We start from the raw sequence: 13267 nt of genomic DNA, 5'->3' as shown, positions 1-13267 counted from the left end.
AGTTTTCAGAGGGGCGAATAGAGCACGAAGACGTTTCCTGAGGGATCGCGCAGCACGGCCCGCATCTCATGCGGCCCCGCCTCGGGCCCGCGCACCACCTCGGCGCCGCGCTCGGACATTTCCCGCACGGCCACCGCCACGTCGTCCACCTTGTACGACGGCGCCGCCGACCCGGTGACGTGCTCGGCGGGACCGGCCAGCGCCACGGTGACCCCGCCGCCGTCCAGCGCCGCGAACCTGTCGCCGTCCCTGAACTTCACCGGCAGCCCGTAGAAGGCGATCGCCTCGTCCAGGTCGGCGACGGGGATCAGCACGTTGCCGAGCTTCACGCGGGCCTCCAATGCGGTAATTCGTCCACGAACGTCACCCGCACCGGCATCCCGATGCGGACGTCTTCCGGCGCGCACTCCACCACGTGCCCGAACGCGCGGGCACCCTCCGGCAGGTCGACCCAGGCCATCACGTACGGCTCCCGTCCCCGGTAGGCGGGCGCGAACGAGCGATGCACCACCGTGAACGTGTGCACCACGCCCTCACCGGAGACCGGCTCGAACACGAGCTCGCCGCCGCCACACCAAGGACACGCCGCCTCGGGAAGGTGGACGCGCCGGTCGCAGGCCGTACAGCGCTGGATGACCAGCTCGCCGCGCGCGCAGGCGGCCAGGTAGGCGGAGGTGTCGGCGCTCATCGCTTGCCAAGCTAGCGCACGCTTGGTTGCCGGGCAAGGGTCCGCCCCTCAGGGGTCGGCCGGGTCAGGGGAAAGCTCTTCCGTGGCGGTCACCGGCGGCTGCGCCGAGGGGTCGGTGGAGAGCCGGGCCACCGGCCCGTTCGTCGGCTCCGGGTCCGACGGGGTCGGGGTGCCGATGGCGGAGGTGCTCCGCTCCTCCGTCGGCGCAGGCGTCGGCGTGGCGGACCGGGTCGGGGAAGGGGCAGGGCAGGCGGGGCCGTCCACGGCCGCCTCGCTCACCTGCGGTCCGTTCCCCGACGCCGGCTCCGTCATCACCAGAATCCCGAAATACGCCCGACGACCGCACGCCACATCCCCCGGGACGTGCGTGACGCTGCTGGTGTAGACCGTGTTGCCGCGCAGCGTCCGGCTCTCCCGCCGGACCGTCCGGGCCGGCGCGTCGTCTCCGTCCCGCCGCGTATACGTGATCCGCAGCCGCACCGGCCCCGTGCCGTTCGCCGCCACCCTGATCGAGCCGTTCGTGCCGCTCCACTGCACGATGCTGGCCGCCTGCACCGCGGGCGCCGCGAGCTCCGGCACGCCGGTCCCCGACTGCCCGTTGGTGGGTGGCGGCGGAGGGGGAGAGGTGGTGATGGGAGGCGGGGGCGCCTGGGTCGTCGGCGGTGCGGCCGTGGTGCGCCGTGGCGCGGGGGACGTCGTCCTGGAGGGGCCGGACGTGGTGGTGTCGGACGTGGTGGTGGCGTCGGCAGGGGAGGGCGCCGGCTCGCTCTGCTCCTCGGGCGGCGGCATGAGGATCGCGCCCGGCCCCGGCGGCAGCCGCCCGCCCGACAACACCAGTGCGATCGCCACGGCCACGACCGTCGCGCCCGCCACCCACAGGTGCGGTGGCAGCCTGGGCATGCTCATGATCCGCTCGCGCAGGGTGATCGTGGCGGTGCCGCTGTCGTGATCGGTCCTGGCCAGGGGGAAGCGAAGGGCCAGCAATGTGGCCAGCTCCGCCAGGTGCCGCCGCCCGCGTTTCTCCCAGTCGGGGCCGTACCCGGCGACCGCGTCCTCCTCCAGCTCTGCCGCGAACTGCCGGGCGGAGGCGTACCTGACCGCCGGGTCCTTGGCCATCCCCCGCCTCAGCAGGTCGCGCAGCGTGTCCGGTACGACCTCCAGCGGCACCGGCTCCACGAGGTGCTTGTCCCGGATGGCCGGGACGTCGGGCTCCGTCTCCTCGCCTTCCTTGTACGCGCGGAAGGGCGGCCGTCCCTTGACGGCCTCGAACAGCACGCAGGCGGCCGCGTACAGATCGGCGGAGGGTCCGGCCTGGTGCCGTGTCCACAGCTCGGGCGACATGTAGGCGGGGGTGCCCGCGGGCACGCCGGGCTCCTCGGCATGCACGACGATGCCGAAGTCGGCCAGCTTGGTGGTGCCGTCCGCCTGGACCAGGACGTTCTCCGGCTTGACGTCGCAGTGCGGCACGCCCTTCTCGTGGGCCGCGGCCAGGGCCAGCAGCGTGCTCTTGAGCACGGCCAGGGCGGCTTCGGGGCTGGTCCTGCCGTGTTCGGCCAGCAGGGTGCGCAGCGACACGCCGTCGACCAGCTCCATGACCACGGCCGCCCGGGTCGGGGTCTCGACGTATTCGTAGAACCTGACGACGTTCGGGTCGTCGATCTCCACGAGCTGGTGGGTGTCCGACCGGAAGCGGTCCATGAACTCGGTGTCCCTGCGCAGGGTGGCGTTCAGGTACTTGATCGCCACGTAGGCGCCGGTCGATTGGTAGGTGGCGAGGAACACGCGGCCGGTGTGGCCGGCGCCGAGCTGGCGTACTTCACGGTAACCAGGGACCAAGTCCTACCCCCAAAGGCAGCCGTCTTCCGATTCGACGGTCTCACCCGGGGTTCGGGTTGTCACGAGTGAACATATTTCGCCCTGTGTTAACCCTGAATAACCCTGTGTGGTGAATGATATGCTCGCCGTACCAAGCAAGCGCTCGGCTAATAAGGCGGGAGGCGCCGGTGGAGGGCGTGGCCGTGCTCGTGATGGAGATGCAGCGGGGCGTCGTCGGTGATCTCACGAAATTTCCGGACCTGGTGGCCGCCTGCGACCGGCACGACGTCGTGGCCAACACCGCCCGGCTCCTCCACACCGCCAGGGCGGCCGGGCTCCCGGTGATCCACTGCACGGCCGCCTTCCGCCCGGACCGGGCCGGCTCGCACACCGCCAACTGCCCGTTCATCATCTCCCTGCTCAAGGACCCGGAGCACATGCTGGAGGGCACGGCCGCGGTCGAGGTGCTGCCCGAGCTGCGGGAGCCGGGCGACCTGGAGAGCCGCCGGTATCACGGGTTCTCGCCGTTCACCGGCACCCCGCTCGACATGACGTTGCGCTCGCTCGGCGTCTCCTCCGTGGTGGCGGCCGGGGTCTCGCTCAACCTCGGCATCCCCGGGCTGGCGCTGGAGGCCGTGAACCTCGGCTACCGGGTGACGGTCGTCACGGACGCGGTGGCGGGCATCCCGGAGGAGTACGCGCGGGCCGTACTGAGAAACACCATCAGCCTGCTCGCCACCCGCGCGACGGCCGCGGACCTGATCGAGATGTGGAAATGATGGACGGGCTGCGCCTGGACGGGCGCGTGGCCGTCGTCACCGGGGGAGCGGGCGCGATCGGCGTGGCCATCGCGGCGGACCTGGCCGCGCTCGGCGCGCGGGTGGTGCTCGCCGATGTGGACCTGCCGAACGCGGAGAAGGCGGCCGCCGGCCTGCCGGGAGCGCGGGCGGCGGCTGTGGACCTGGCCTCGCCGGCGTCCGTGGAGGCGTTCGCCGGCGCCGTGGGGGACGTCGACGTGCTGGTGCACAACGCCGGGGTGGCGATCGTGGAGCCGTTCACCGCGAGCGATCCGGCGGGCTGGGACCTCATGTGGCAGGTCAACCTGCGCGGGCCGATGTTGCTGACCAAGCTGCTGCTGCCCGGCATGATGGCCAGGCGGTGGGGGCGGCTGGTGTTCATCTCCTCCGACGGCGCCAGGGCCGGGTCGGGCGGCGAGGGCGCCTACGCCGCCACCAAGGCAGGACTGTTCGGGCTGGCCAAGACGCTCGCCCGCGAGGCCGCCAAGGCCCAGGTCACCTCGAACGTGGTCTGCCCTGGCCCGACCGACACGCCCATGCTGCGGCGGGTGTCGGCGGCCGAGCCCGGGCTGGTGGACAAGATCGCACGGAGCATCCCGCTGCGCCGCCTCGGCACCCCGGCCGACGTGGCCGGGCTGGTCGCCTACCTCTGCACGGACCGCGCCGCCTACATCACCGGCCAGACGTTGTCGGTGAGCGGCGGCGTCACCATGCACGGATGAACGGCTCAGAGCGACGTGTAGACCGCCTCCACCAGGCGGATGCCGCGCAGGTTGCCGGAGACCGCGTTGGCCATCTTGTTCATGACGTACGCGACGGCCAGGCCCCGCCCGGGGTCGCCCAGCCCGACGGACCCGCCGAGGCCCGAGTGGCCGAACGCCGTCTCCGACGGCATCAGGAACGTGAGCGACGGCCGCATGAAGCCGAGCCCGAACGCGGTGTCCAGGAACAAGACCCGGTCCGGCCCGTTCACGCGGGCGCGGATGGCCTCCCGCAGCGTGCCGGGGCCGAGCAGGTCGCCGGCGATCAGCGAGCGGTAGAAGCCCGCCAGGCCCCTGGCCGTGGTGACCACCCCGGCCGCCGGCCAGCCGGCCCGCAGGATGACCGGGTGGTTGGCGCCGCCTTTGAGCAGGTGCATGCCGGGGTTGCCGAGGGCCCGGTTCATGAGGCTCTGAGGATCGAGCGCCGCCTTGGCCATCTCGGCCAGCGCATCCGGACTCCGGCCGGCCGTCCTGCCGTCGGCGGGCCCCTGGCCCGGGACGGCCACGGCGGGGCCCTGGCCTGGGACGGCCTCGGTGGCATTGAGGGGTTGTGGGCGGTCGGCGGCCTTGAGCCGGGCCGCGCGGTCGATCACCGTGTCCGGCGCACCCACCCACAGCTCCAGGTCCAGCGGCCCGGCGATCTCCGCGGCCACCAGGTCCCCCACCGACTTCCCGGTCACCCGCCTGATCACCTCGCCCACCAGGAACCCGTACGTCAGCGCGTGGTAGCCGTGCGCCGTCCCCGGCTCCCACAGCGGCGCCTGACCGGCGAGGCGGGCAGCGATCGCCGCCTGGTCCTCGAACTCCTCCACCGGCACGGGATCCTCCAGCACCGGCAGCCCGCACTGGTGGGTGAGCAGGTGCTCGACCGTGATCGCCCCCTTGCCGTGCGCGGCGAACTCCGGCCACACGTCGGCGACCGGCGCGCTCACGTCGACCAGCCCTTGCTCCGCCAGCCGCAGCAGGACGGCAGCGGTGATCGCCTTGGTGCAGGAATAGGCGAAGGCCGGCGTGTCGTGCTCCCAGCGCCGCCCCGTGTGCCGGTCCGCGATCCCGTCCCACAGGTCCACGACCAGCTCGCCGTTCAGGTAGACGGCGAAGGCCGCACCCAGCTCCTCGCCGTCGGCGAAATGCCGCTCGAACACCTCCCGTACGCGGGAGAACCGAGGATCGCAGTGCATCAGACCTCCGCAAGAAAGGAAGCGCTTACTTGGTTCACGAGCCTAACAACTGGGGACGATTCGGCCCAGACGATCAGCGCGGCACCCTGAACCTCCTCACGCCGGACGTGGTCCTCGCCGCCCTGCGCACCGCCGCGACCGGCGAGGTGCTCAGCCTGGCCATGCCCATCAGGGGCGCCACCTCCTCGCCCGCCCCCACGACGGTGCCGCACCTGCGTGGCCGCCCGCTGCCGCAACACTTCATGTCCGTGGACGGCGGCGACTACGCGGCCGGCGCCCGGCCCATCGGCGACGGCCTGTGCGTGGCCGACGACGCGCTGGTCGTCACCCCGCACGGCACCACGACCCACATGGACGCGTTGTGCCACATGTGGTCGGGCGACCAGGTCTACAACGGCCACCCCGCGGCCCGGGTGCGCTCGTACGGTGCCACCAGGTGCGGGATCGAGCAGGTGGGCGGCGTAGTGGCCAGGGGAGTGCTGTTCGACGTGCCGCGGCGGCTCGGCCTCGACCACCTGCCGGCCGATTTCCGCATCCCGCCCGAGGTGCTGGAGGACATCGCCACGCCGCGCCCGGGGGACGTGGCGGTGATCCGTACGGGATGGCCGCTGGTGTGGGAGCGCTCGAAGGAGGATTACTGGTCAGGCCAGCCCGGCCTGTCGGCCGACGCCGGCCGTTGGCTGGCGGCGCACGACGTGTCCGTGGTGGCCTGCGACAACGCCGCGATCGGCGGTCTCAACGCCCGGGGGCTGGCCGACGAGAGCCTGGCCGACGACCTGCACCTCCTCCTGCTGCACCGGCACGGCATCCACCTGATCGAGATGCTCTGGCTGGAGGATCTGGGGGCGGCCGGGCGGACGGAGTTCGTGTTCGTGGCGGCGCCGCTCAGGATCGAGGGCGGCACGGGGAGCCCGATCACCCCGCTTGCCATTCTTTGAGATTCGCGCATTTTTCCCGACCTGTTTGGATATTTTGCGAAGATCCGTAAACCACCTCCTCGAAGGTCGGTTCCATGCGTCCCCTCGCCCTCATCGCCGCCACCGCTGTGGCCGCGCTCGCCGCCGTCCCCGCCGGAGCTCGCGCCGACGCTGCGACGGCCGGCCGCGCGAGCTCCGGCACCCTGCGGATCAACCACGTCCAGACCATCGCCACCCACAACAGCTATCACCGCGAGCTGACCGACGCCGAGAAAGACGTGCAGCGCAGGACCGACGCCAACTGGTGGAACCTGCAGTACTCGCACACCGCCCTGCCCAACCAGTTCGGCGCCCAGCGGGTGCGCGGCATCGAGCTGGACGTCTTCCCCGACCCCAAGGGCGGCCTGTACACCAAACCGCTGGTCCGCCGCGACGCCGGCCTGCCGGCGCTGAACGACCCGGCGCTCGCCCAGCCCGGCTTCAAGGTGCTGCACTGGGCCGACCACGACTACGGCACCAACTGCTCGACCTGGGTCACCTGCCTGCGCCAGGTACGCGAGTGGTCCGACAAGAACCCCGGCCACGTGCCGCTGACCATCCTCACCGAGTTCAAGAGCACCGACCCGAAGAAGGAGGCCATGGGCGGGGCCAAGAGCCCGGCCTGGGACACCGCGCTCATGGACGCCCTGGACGCCGAGATCCGCTCGGTCTTCCCCGACGACCGGCTCATCACGCCGGACGACGTCCGCAAGCCCGGCCTCACCCTGGAGCAGTCGGTGCTCAAGCACGGCTGGCCGGAGCTGAACGCGTCCCGCGGCAAGATCATGTTCTTCATGGACAACCAGGCGACCGCCATCCAGCAGCCCTACCTGGCGGGCCGGCCCAGCCTGGAAGGCCGCGTGTTGTTCACGAACTCCCGCCCCGGCCGCGCCGACGCCGCCTTCGTCGGCTGGAACGAGCCGGAGGGCGCCAACACGGCGCAGATCCAGGACCTCGTACGGAAGGGCTACTACGTACGCACCCGGTCCGATGTGCCCTTCACCGAGGCCAGGTCGGGCAGCACCGGCCGGCTGAAGGCGGCCCTGGACAGCGGGGCGCAGATGATCAGCACCGACTTCCCGGTGATCGGGCTGTCGGCCAGGCACGGCAGCGACTACACGGCCGAGCTGCCGGGCGGCGCGACGGTCCGCTGCAACCCGGTGAACGCGCCCACCGGCTGCCGGGACCAGACGCTGGAGCGGATCACGTCCAAGTGACCGGCAGGCTGCCGACCCCGTACACCGCGGCGTCGTGCTTCAGCGGCACCTCGGTGGCGGGGACGGCCAGCCGCAGCCCGGGGAAGCGCTCGAACAGCGCCCGGTAGCCGATCCGCAGCTCGATCCTGGCCAGCTGCTGCCCGAGGCACTGGTGCACGCCGTGCCCGAAGGACAGATGCCGCCGCGTCTCCGGGCGGCCGGGGTCGAGCACGTCCGGATCCGCGAACACCGCCGGGTCCCGGTTGATCATCGGAAGTGACAGTGCCACCGTCTCGCCCTTCCTGACCGGCGTGCCCGCCACCTCGACATCCTCCAGCGCGGCCCTGCTGGGCCCGCCGAGGTGCAGGACGGACAGCCAGCGGAGCAGCTCCTCGTCCATGCTCTCCTCATACGGCCTCCCCTCCGCCAGCAGCGCGAACACGCCGAGCGCCAGCATGTTCGCCGTGGTCTCGTGGCCCGCGACGAGCAGGATCATCGCGACGTTGACGAGCTCCTCGTCGGTGAGCTCGCAGGCAAGGCCGCTGATCAGGTCGTCACCGGGCTCGGCCCGCTTGCTATGCACCAGCTCGCCCAGATAGCCGGCCAGGTCGGCGCTCGCCCCGGCCACGTCGCCGCCGGCCCCGACGATCTGGCGGCTACGGTCCTGGAAGAAGTCGTGCTCCTCGTACGGCACGCCGAGCAGCTCGCAGATGACCATCGACGGGATCGGTAGCGCGTACGCGCTCATGAGATCGGCCGGCGGCCCCGCCGCTGCCATGGCGTCGAGGTGGTCGGCGGTGATCCGCTCGATGCGCGGCTCCAGCACGCGCATCCTGCGCAGAGTGAACTGGCCGGTGAGCAGGCGGCGGTAGCGCGTGTGCTCGGGCGGGTCGGTGGCGGCGAAGAATCCCGGCGGCGCCGGGCGTCCGGGCCCGCTGGGCATCGTGGAGCGCACGGCGGCGTGTTTGAGCTCCGGGCGCGCGCTGAACCGCGGATCCCCCAGCACCGCGCGGGCCGCCTCCATCGTCGTGGCCAGCCAGCCCAGATGGCCATCGGCGAACTCCAAGCGGCTCATCGGCGGCAGGGCTCTGAGCGCGGACGGAGGGTCGAAGGGGCACTTCGGGTCTCGTTCGATGGGGAGTCTCATAAATTTGAGAGTAGACTCTTAAATCGGAGTTGACTAGCAAAATATGGTGATCTCTTGTGAATGGGTTGTTGAGCTCGGAAAATGCGATGTCATGAGCGAGCGACCGGGCCTGCGAGAGCGGAAGAAGGCCAAGACCAGGGCGTTGATCCAGAAGGAGGCGCTGCGGCTGTTCCGCGAGCAGGGGTACGCCGCGACGACGATCGAGCAGATTGCAGAGGCCGCGGAGGTCGCGCCCAGCACTGTCTTCCGCTACTTCTCCACCAAGGAAGACCTGGTGGTGGTCGACCAATTGCCCGCCGTCATGGAGGCGCTCAGGGCGGTGCCCGCAGGAGTCGGGCCCGTGCCGGCCGTCCGCGCGGCCGTGCGCACGGCGCTGGAGGATCAGACGGCAGAGGAGTTCGCCGACAGCCTCGAGCGGGAGAGGCTCGTGCTCACGGTGCCTGAGCTGTGGGCGGCGAGCCTGGAGAACCTCACCGGCATGATCGGGACAGTGCGCGAGATCCTGGCGGCCCGCGAGGGGCGGGACCCCGGCGACCCGGAGATCCGCGACGTCGCGGGGGCGATCGTCGGGGTGCTCATGGCGCTCTGGTTCGACTGGACGAAGAACCAGGACATGGACGTGTTGGCCGAGTTCGACCGCGCGATGGAGCACCTGGAGGCCGGTCTGCCCCTATGACCCCCGGCACAACTGTCGGACATGAGCGCGTGCCGTTACCGGCGTGCCATGCGGCGGAGAGGCCCCGCGTCTATTGGCGTGACTTGCGGCGGAGACGGGCCGCGTCGTCGGCCGCGGCCCTCGTCAAGCCCTGCTCCGGGCCCAGCACGGCCTCGAAACGCGCCGCCACCTCCTCGAACCCGGCCAGCGCCGCGGCTTCCTGTCCCGCCGCCTCCTGGGCGCGGGCCAGTCCGAGCCATGTGATCAACGTGTCAGGATGGTCGACTCCCAGTACCCGCCGTTGATCCGCCAGGACACGCTCGTACAGCTCCGCGGCCGCAGCGGCGTGCCCGGCGGCCACCTGCGCCCACGCCAGCCGGCCGCGGACGACCAGGGTCTCGGGATGCACCAGGCCGCATTCCCGCTCGTAGTCACTCACCAGGCCGTCGAACAGCTCCACCGCCTCGCCAGGGCGATCCGCCTCCGCAAGGGCGTACGCCTGGAAGTACCGAGCCGTCATCAGTCGCGGATCGCCGGACACCAGCTGCTGGCGAGCATCAGCCACCACCTGCTCCAGCAGCGTGACCGCGCGCTGCGCCTCCCCGGCCATCGCGTACGCCATGCCTGCCGCCGCTCGCGACCGCAGTGTGTCGCCATGCTCGTCGCCCAGGACGCGGGCCCGCTCGGCCGCCACCCGGCTATAGAGGGCGGCCGCTTCGAGAGGGCGGTCGGTGTACTCGATCGCGTGGGCGAGCATATGCACCGCTGCCAGCGTGTCGGGATGGTCGTCACCCAGCAGCCGCCGCCGTCCCTCGACCACGGCCTCTGCGATGGGCTCTGCTCTGGCGCCGTCGTTCAGATTGATCAGGTGCGAAGCCACGCCGTGGCGGACGGCCAGGATGATCTCTCCTGCCCCGTCGTCCCCGTCGGGCAGCTGCTCCAGGCATAGCCACAGCGCGGCGGCGTGCTCCGCGACCGCGAGGATGGTCGGCAGCTCGCGCCAGGTGTCCTCGTCGGCGATGTCCTCCACGAGAGCGTGCAGGCGCCGGGCGACATCCGTGATCAGGGACCCGAGCGTGCCCTCGCGCTCGAAGGAGTCGCGCACTGCTCGGCGTACCAGGCGGTGCACCAGCGCCGTCGAACCGTCGCGATCAAATGACACCAGCGACCGGGTCGCCAGCTCGGCCAGAGCATCATCGAGCTTCGTCGTGAGCAGATCCAGCCGCGCTCCCGAGGACGACAGCACCGACAACTCGCCGAGCAGCCGCGCCGCCCGTGGCCCGCACTGCGAGACCGACAGCAGGATGGCCTGCGCCACCCCCAGCGGGTACGGCTCGCCGCGCGGTCGGGCCAGTAACACGTCGATCGGCGTCGCCCGCAGCCGTTCCAGATACTCCTCGTACGACACGCGGGGCGGCCCCACGAGCACGGCGGAGGCGATCGACAGAGCCAGCGGCAGGTGATCCAGTTCCTCGGCCACCAGTCCGGCTGCCGCATTCTGGCCCACCCGCTCGGCGAGGTAGGCCAGAGCCTCCTCGTCGCTGAAGCGCTCCACCTCCACCAGCGCCGCCACCCGCTCGAACGCCCAGTCGTTCGTCGTGATCAGCACCCGTGCCCGCCCGTGCGCGGGCAGCAGCCTGGCCAGCGCGTCGACGTCGGTCGCGTTGTCGAACACGACCAGGTAAGGCTCACGCCTGTCCTGAAGCCATCTCTTGACCTTGCGCGCCAGGGCCGTGGAGTCGTCGGTCTCGCTGCGCAGCCCCAGTTCCGTCGCCAGCACGTCGAGCGAGCGCGAGAGCTGCTCGCTGGTCTCGGCGTGCAGCCAGGCCACCTGCACGCCCTGATCCAGGCACCGCCTGGCATAGTGGGCGGCCAGCTGTGTCTTGCCCACCCCTCGCGCCCCTGCCAGCGCGCACACCGCCGTGCCGCCCTCTGCCGCCATCAGGCTCTCTACGCGCTCACGCAGGGGCGGCCGCGGCTGGAACGCCTTCGGCTCGCGCGGGACGTCCCCGATCACCGCCGGCACGGGCCGCGCGTGTGGCATCTCGCCGATCACCCTGGAAGCCGACGCTCCGGAAGCCGGCGGCGAGCCGTTTTCACGCAGCGATCCGGGCTCGGCCGGGTTGGACTGGGCTGACCCGGCAGGGGTGGGCTGGCCCGCCCAAATGGCCAGCGGCGTCGCGGGCAGCAGGACGACGAGGCCGATCACGATACCGGTGGTATCCAGGTCCAAGCCCTGGGCCGCGCACAACCACCACGCCACCACTCCTGCCATGAGCGGCAGGACCGCGGCGATCGTGACCTTGCCCCAGCGTGGCACGCCGCCCCTCCCAGCCCGGGCCCGGTTCTTCGGCGCCGGCATGGGCCGAAGGGGTCGCCGTACTCGCAGACCCGTGTCTGACGCTGACCGTAGTCGGCCGAACCACGCCAGGTCGAGGCTCTCAGAGGCTCCTCTCCTGCGCATGATCAGGACGCATCACACTGCGCGGCGCCCGCACCCCTACATGCCGGGGTAATTCCCTCCACCATGGTCGGCGTCCAGAGCGTCGTAGTCCGGGGTGAACCCGCGCTTGGGAATCGAATCCACGAACGCCACCTCCCGTGGCTTCTTGTACGACGCCACCTGCTTCTTGACGTGCTCGATCAGCTCGTCGGCGGTCGCGACGTCCTCTGCCTTGAGCGCCACTACGGCCTTGACCGCCTGGTGCCAGGTCGGGTCCGGTACCCCGATCACCGCGGCGTCGGCGACGGCGGAGTGGGACTTGAGCGCGCGTTCCACCTCGGCCGGGTAGATGTTCTCCGCCCCGGACTTGATCATGCGAAGCTTGGGGCCGATGAACGTGATCGTGCCGTCGGGCTCGCGTCGGCCGAGGTCTCCGGTGTGATGCCAGCCGTTCCGCGCCTTGGCCGCATTTAAGTCGGGCCGGGCGAAATATCCGGAAAAGAGGGACTTGCCGCGCGCGCAGATCTCGCCCACCTCGCCGGGCGGCATTTCGCTGTCATCCGGGCCCAGGATGCGTACCTGGACCAGCGGCGACGGCCGTCCCGCGAACCCGGCTCCGCCCTCCGCCAGCCCGAGGAAGGTGAGCATGCCGCCCACCTCCGTCTGCCCGTACCCGCCCATCTTGGACCGGCACCACGGCGAGTCGTCCACCGTGATCATCTCGTCCCACTCGGCCGAATGGGAGACGAACCTGAGCGACGACAGGTCGTACTTGCCGCCCGCGTTCGCCTTCACCACCGCGTCGATCATCGGCCCGAACAGGAACGCCTGCGTCACCCGCTCGGCGTCGATCAGCCGGCAGACCTCTTCGGCGTCGAAGGCGGGCATGAAGACGTTCGTGCCGCCGATCTGGAGGGTGGCCAGGCAGAACATCATCGTGCCGACGTGGAAGAGCGGCCCGTTGTTGAGGAAGGTGAAGGCCGGCTCCATCTGGCGGACGACGAGGAGCGACGTGCTGTGGGCGACCAGCGCGGCGCTGCTGAGCAGGGCCGCGTTGGGGCGCCCCGCGAAGGCGGCGGTGTAGAGGGCGAGCACCGGCTCCGTATCGGCGACCTGCGGGAACTCCCTGATGGACCCGCCCGCCACCAGTTCCTCGTAGTCCTCACCCGCCCGCACCCACACCGTCGTGCCGCCCTCCGCCGCACCGGCGCCCGAGGGAGCCTGGCCCTCACCGCTCCCTTCGGACGACGCCGGCGCGGCGGTGCTCTGAGCGTGCAGGGAAGTCGTGGCGTCCGACGGCTCCCAGATGACCGCGGCCGGGGTCAGGTCGGTGAGGACGAACCGCAGCTCGTCCTCCGACTGCCGCCAGTTGGCCGGGGAGAAGATCGCGCCCAGCCGGGAACAGGCCAGCAGCAACTCCAGCACCGCGTGCGCGTTCTGCCCGAGCCACACAACCCGATCGCCCGCGGAGACCCCCTGGTCGGCGAGGGCGGAGGCCAGCCGGGTCACCCGGGCGTCCAGCTCCGGGTACGTGAGCCGGACGTCCCCGTCCACCACCGCGCTCACCTGGGGACGGCTGCGGGCGTGTTCGGCGAGGACGTCTGAGAGGGACAGGCTGTGGATCATCT

General features: G+C 71.3%; 12 protein-coding genes. 5 read left to right on the top strand and 7 right to left on the bottom strand.

Annotated elements, in window-relative coordinates; genetic code table 11:
- Positions 1-5: 5 nt before the first annotated feature.
- From OHA25_RS54140 to OHA25_RS54130, 3 genes are read right to left on the bottom strand one after another with little or no spacing between them, the layout of a single operon-like run.
- Complete coding sequence (locus OHA25_RS54140; protein ID WP_305923119.1) at positions 6-329, bottom strand: VOC family protein; 324 nt, start codon at positions 327-329, stop codon at positions 6-8.
- Positions 326-688 carry a Zn-ribbon domain-containing OB-fold protein gene (locus tag OHA25_RS54135; RefSeq protein WP_327584635.1) on the bottom strand — a complete coding sequence of 121 codons (363 nt, stop codon included), beginning with the start codon at positions 686-688 and terminating at the stop codon, positions 326-328. The genes OHA25_RS54140 and OHA25_RS54135 overlap by 4 nt, the downstream gene beginning before the upstream one ends.
- A 48-nt stretch (positions 689-736) precedes the next feature.
- Positions 737-2524, bottom strand: a complete 1788-nt coding sequence (locus OHA25_RS54130) for a serine/threonine-protein kinase (protein ID WP_327584634.1) — start codon at positions 2522-2524, stop codon at positions 737-739.
- A gap of 167 nt (positions 2525-2691) precedes the next feature.
- Between OHA25_RS54130 and OHA25_RS54125 the strand changes: the two genes are divergently transcribed.
- Positions 2692-3282 (top strand): isochorismatase family cysteine hydrolase, encoded by a 591-nt coding sequence (locus OHA25_RS54125; RefSeq protein ID WP_327584633.1) that lies wholly within the window; start codon positions 2692-2694, stop codon positions 3280-3282.
- Complete coding sequence (locus OHA25_RS54120) at positions 3282-4022, top strand: SDR family NAD(P)-dependent oxidoreductase (RefSeq protein ID WP_327591182.1); 741 nt, start codon at positions 3282-3284, stop codon at positions 4020-4022. Before OHA25_RS54125 ends, OHA25_RS54120 begins: the two co-directional genes overlap by 1 nt.
- Positions 4023-4027: 5 nt before the next feature.
- Here the strand turns inward: OHA25_RS54120 and OHA25_RS54115 are convergent, their stop codons facing one another.
- The gene (locus tag OHA25_RS54115) at positions 4028-5242 is read right to left on the bottom strand and encodes a serine hydrolase domain-containing protein (RefSeq protein ID WP_327584632.1); all 1215 of its coding nucleotides are present in this window, start codon (positions 5240-5242) and stop codon (positions 4028-4030) included.
- A 29-nt stretch (positions 5243-5271) separates the two neighbouring features.
- Here OHA25_RS54115 and OHA25_RS54110 point away from each other — a divergent pair, with 29 nt between their 5' ends.
- On the top strand, positions 5272-6180 hold the full coding sequence (locus tag OHA25_RS54110) for a cyclase family protein (protein ID WP_327584631.1): 909 nt from the start codon (positions 5272-5274) through the stop codon (positions 6178-6180).
- A 74-nt stretch (positions 6181-6254) separates the two neighbouring features.
- Positions 6255-7415, top strand: a complete 1161-nt coding sequence (locus tag OHA25_RS54105) for a phosphatidylinositol-specific phospholipase C1-like protein (protein WP_327584630.1) — start codon at positions 6255-6257, stop codon at positions 7413-7415.
- On the opposite strand, the gene OHA25_RS54100 is transcribed toward OHA25_RS54105, so the two are convergent.
- Positions 7402-8541: a cytochrome P450 gene (locus OHA25_RS54100; RefSeq protein WP_327584629.1), complete on the bottom strand. Its 1140-nt coding sequence runs from the start codon at positions 8539-8541 to the stop codon at positions 7402-7404. The genes OHA25_RS54105 and OHA25_RS54100 overlap by 14 nt on opposite strands.
- A 91-nt stretch (positions 8542-8632) precedes the next feature.
- Between OHA25_RS54100 and OHA25_RS54095 the strand changes: the two genes are divergently transcribed.
- Entirely contained in the window at positions 8633-9217 is a 585-nt protein-coding gene (locus tag OHA25_RS54095) for a TetR/AcrR family transcriptional regulator (protein ID WP_327584628.1), read from the top strand.
- Positions 9218-9287: 70 nt separating this feature from the next.
- Here the strand turns inward: OHA25_RS54095 and OHA25_RS54090 are convergent, their stop codons facing one another.
- Together OHA25_RS54090 and OHA25_RS54085 are read right to left on the bottom strand one after the other, a co-directional pair.
- Positions 9288-11516, bottom strand: coding sequence for a tetratricopeptide repeat protein (locus OHA25_RS54090; RefSeq protein ID WP_327584627.1), 2229 nt, complete (start codon positions 11514-11516; stop codon positions 9288-9290).
- A 180-nt stretch (positions 11517-11696) separates the two neighbouring features.
- Positions 11697-13265 carry an AMP-binding protein gene (locus tag OHA25_RS54085; protein WP_327584626.1) on the bottom strand — a complete coding sequence of 523 codons (1569 nt, stop codon included), beginning with the start codon at positions 13263-13265 and terminating at the stop codon, positions 11697-11699.
- Between the last annotated feature and the right edge of the window lie 2 nt (positions 13266-13267).

The organism is Nonomuraea sp. NBC_00507 (assembly GCF_036013525.1).
Taxonomy (GTDB): Bacteria; Actinomycetota; Actinomycetes; order Streptosporangiales; family Streptosporangiaceae; genus Nonomuraea.
Note: the sequence above shows the minus strand (reverse complement) of the source record. Positions and strands in the feature narration are given on the sequence as shown.

What these genes read in the sequence shown, in the direction of transcription:
- OHA25_RS54135 (WP_327584635.1), bottom strand. Translation starts at nt 688, where the DNA reads ATGAGCGCCGACACCTCCGCCTACCTGGCCGCCTGCGCGCGCGGCGAG.
- OHA25_RS54120 (WP_327591182.1), top strand. Translation starts at nt 3,282, where the DNA reads ATGGACGGGCTGCGCCTGGACGGGCGCGTGGCCGTCGTCACCGGGGGA.
- OHA25_RS54115 (WP_327584632.1), bottom strand. Translation starts at nt 5,242, where the DNA reads ATGCACTGCGATCCTCGGTTCTCCCGCGTACGGGAGGTGTTCGAGCGG.
- OHA25_RS54105 (WP_327584630.1), top strand. Translation starts at nt 6,255, where the DNA reads ATGCGTCCCCTCGCCCTCATCGCCGCCACCGCTGTGGCCGCGCTCGCC.
- OHA25_RS54100 (WP_327584629.1), bottom strand. Translation starts at nt 8,541, where the DNA reads ATGAGACTCCCCATCGAACGAGACCCGAAGTGCCCCTTCGACCCTCCG.
- OHA25_RS54095 (WP_327584628.1), top strand. Translation starts at nt 8,633, where the DNA reads ATGAGCGAGCGACCGGGCCTGCGAGAGCGGAAGAAGGCCAAGACCAGG.
- OHA25_RS54085 (WP_327584626.1), bottom strand. Translation starts at nt 13,265, where the DNA reads ATGATCCACAGCCTGTCCCTCTCAGACGTCCTCGCCGAACACGCCCGC.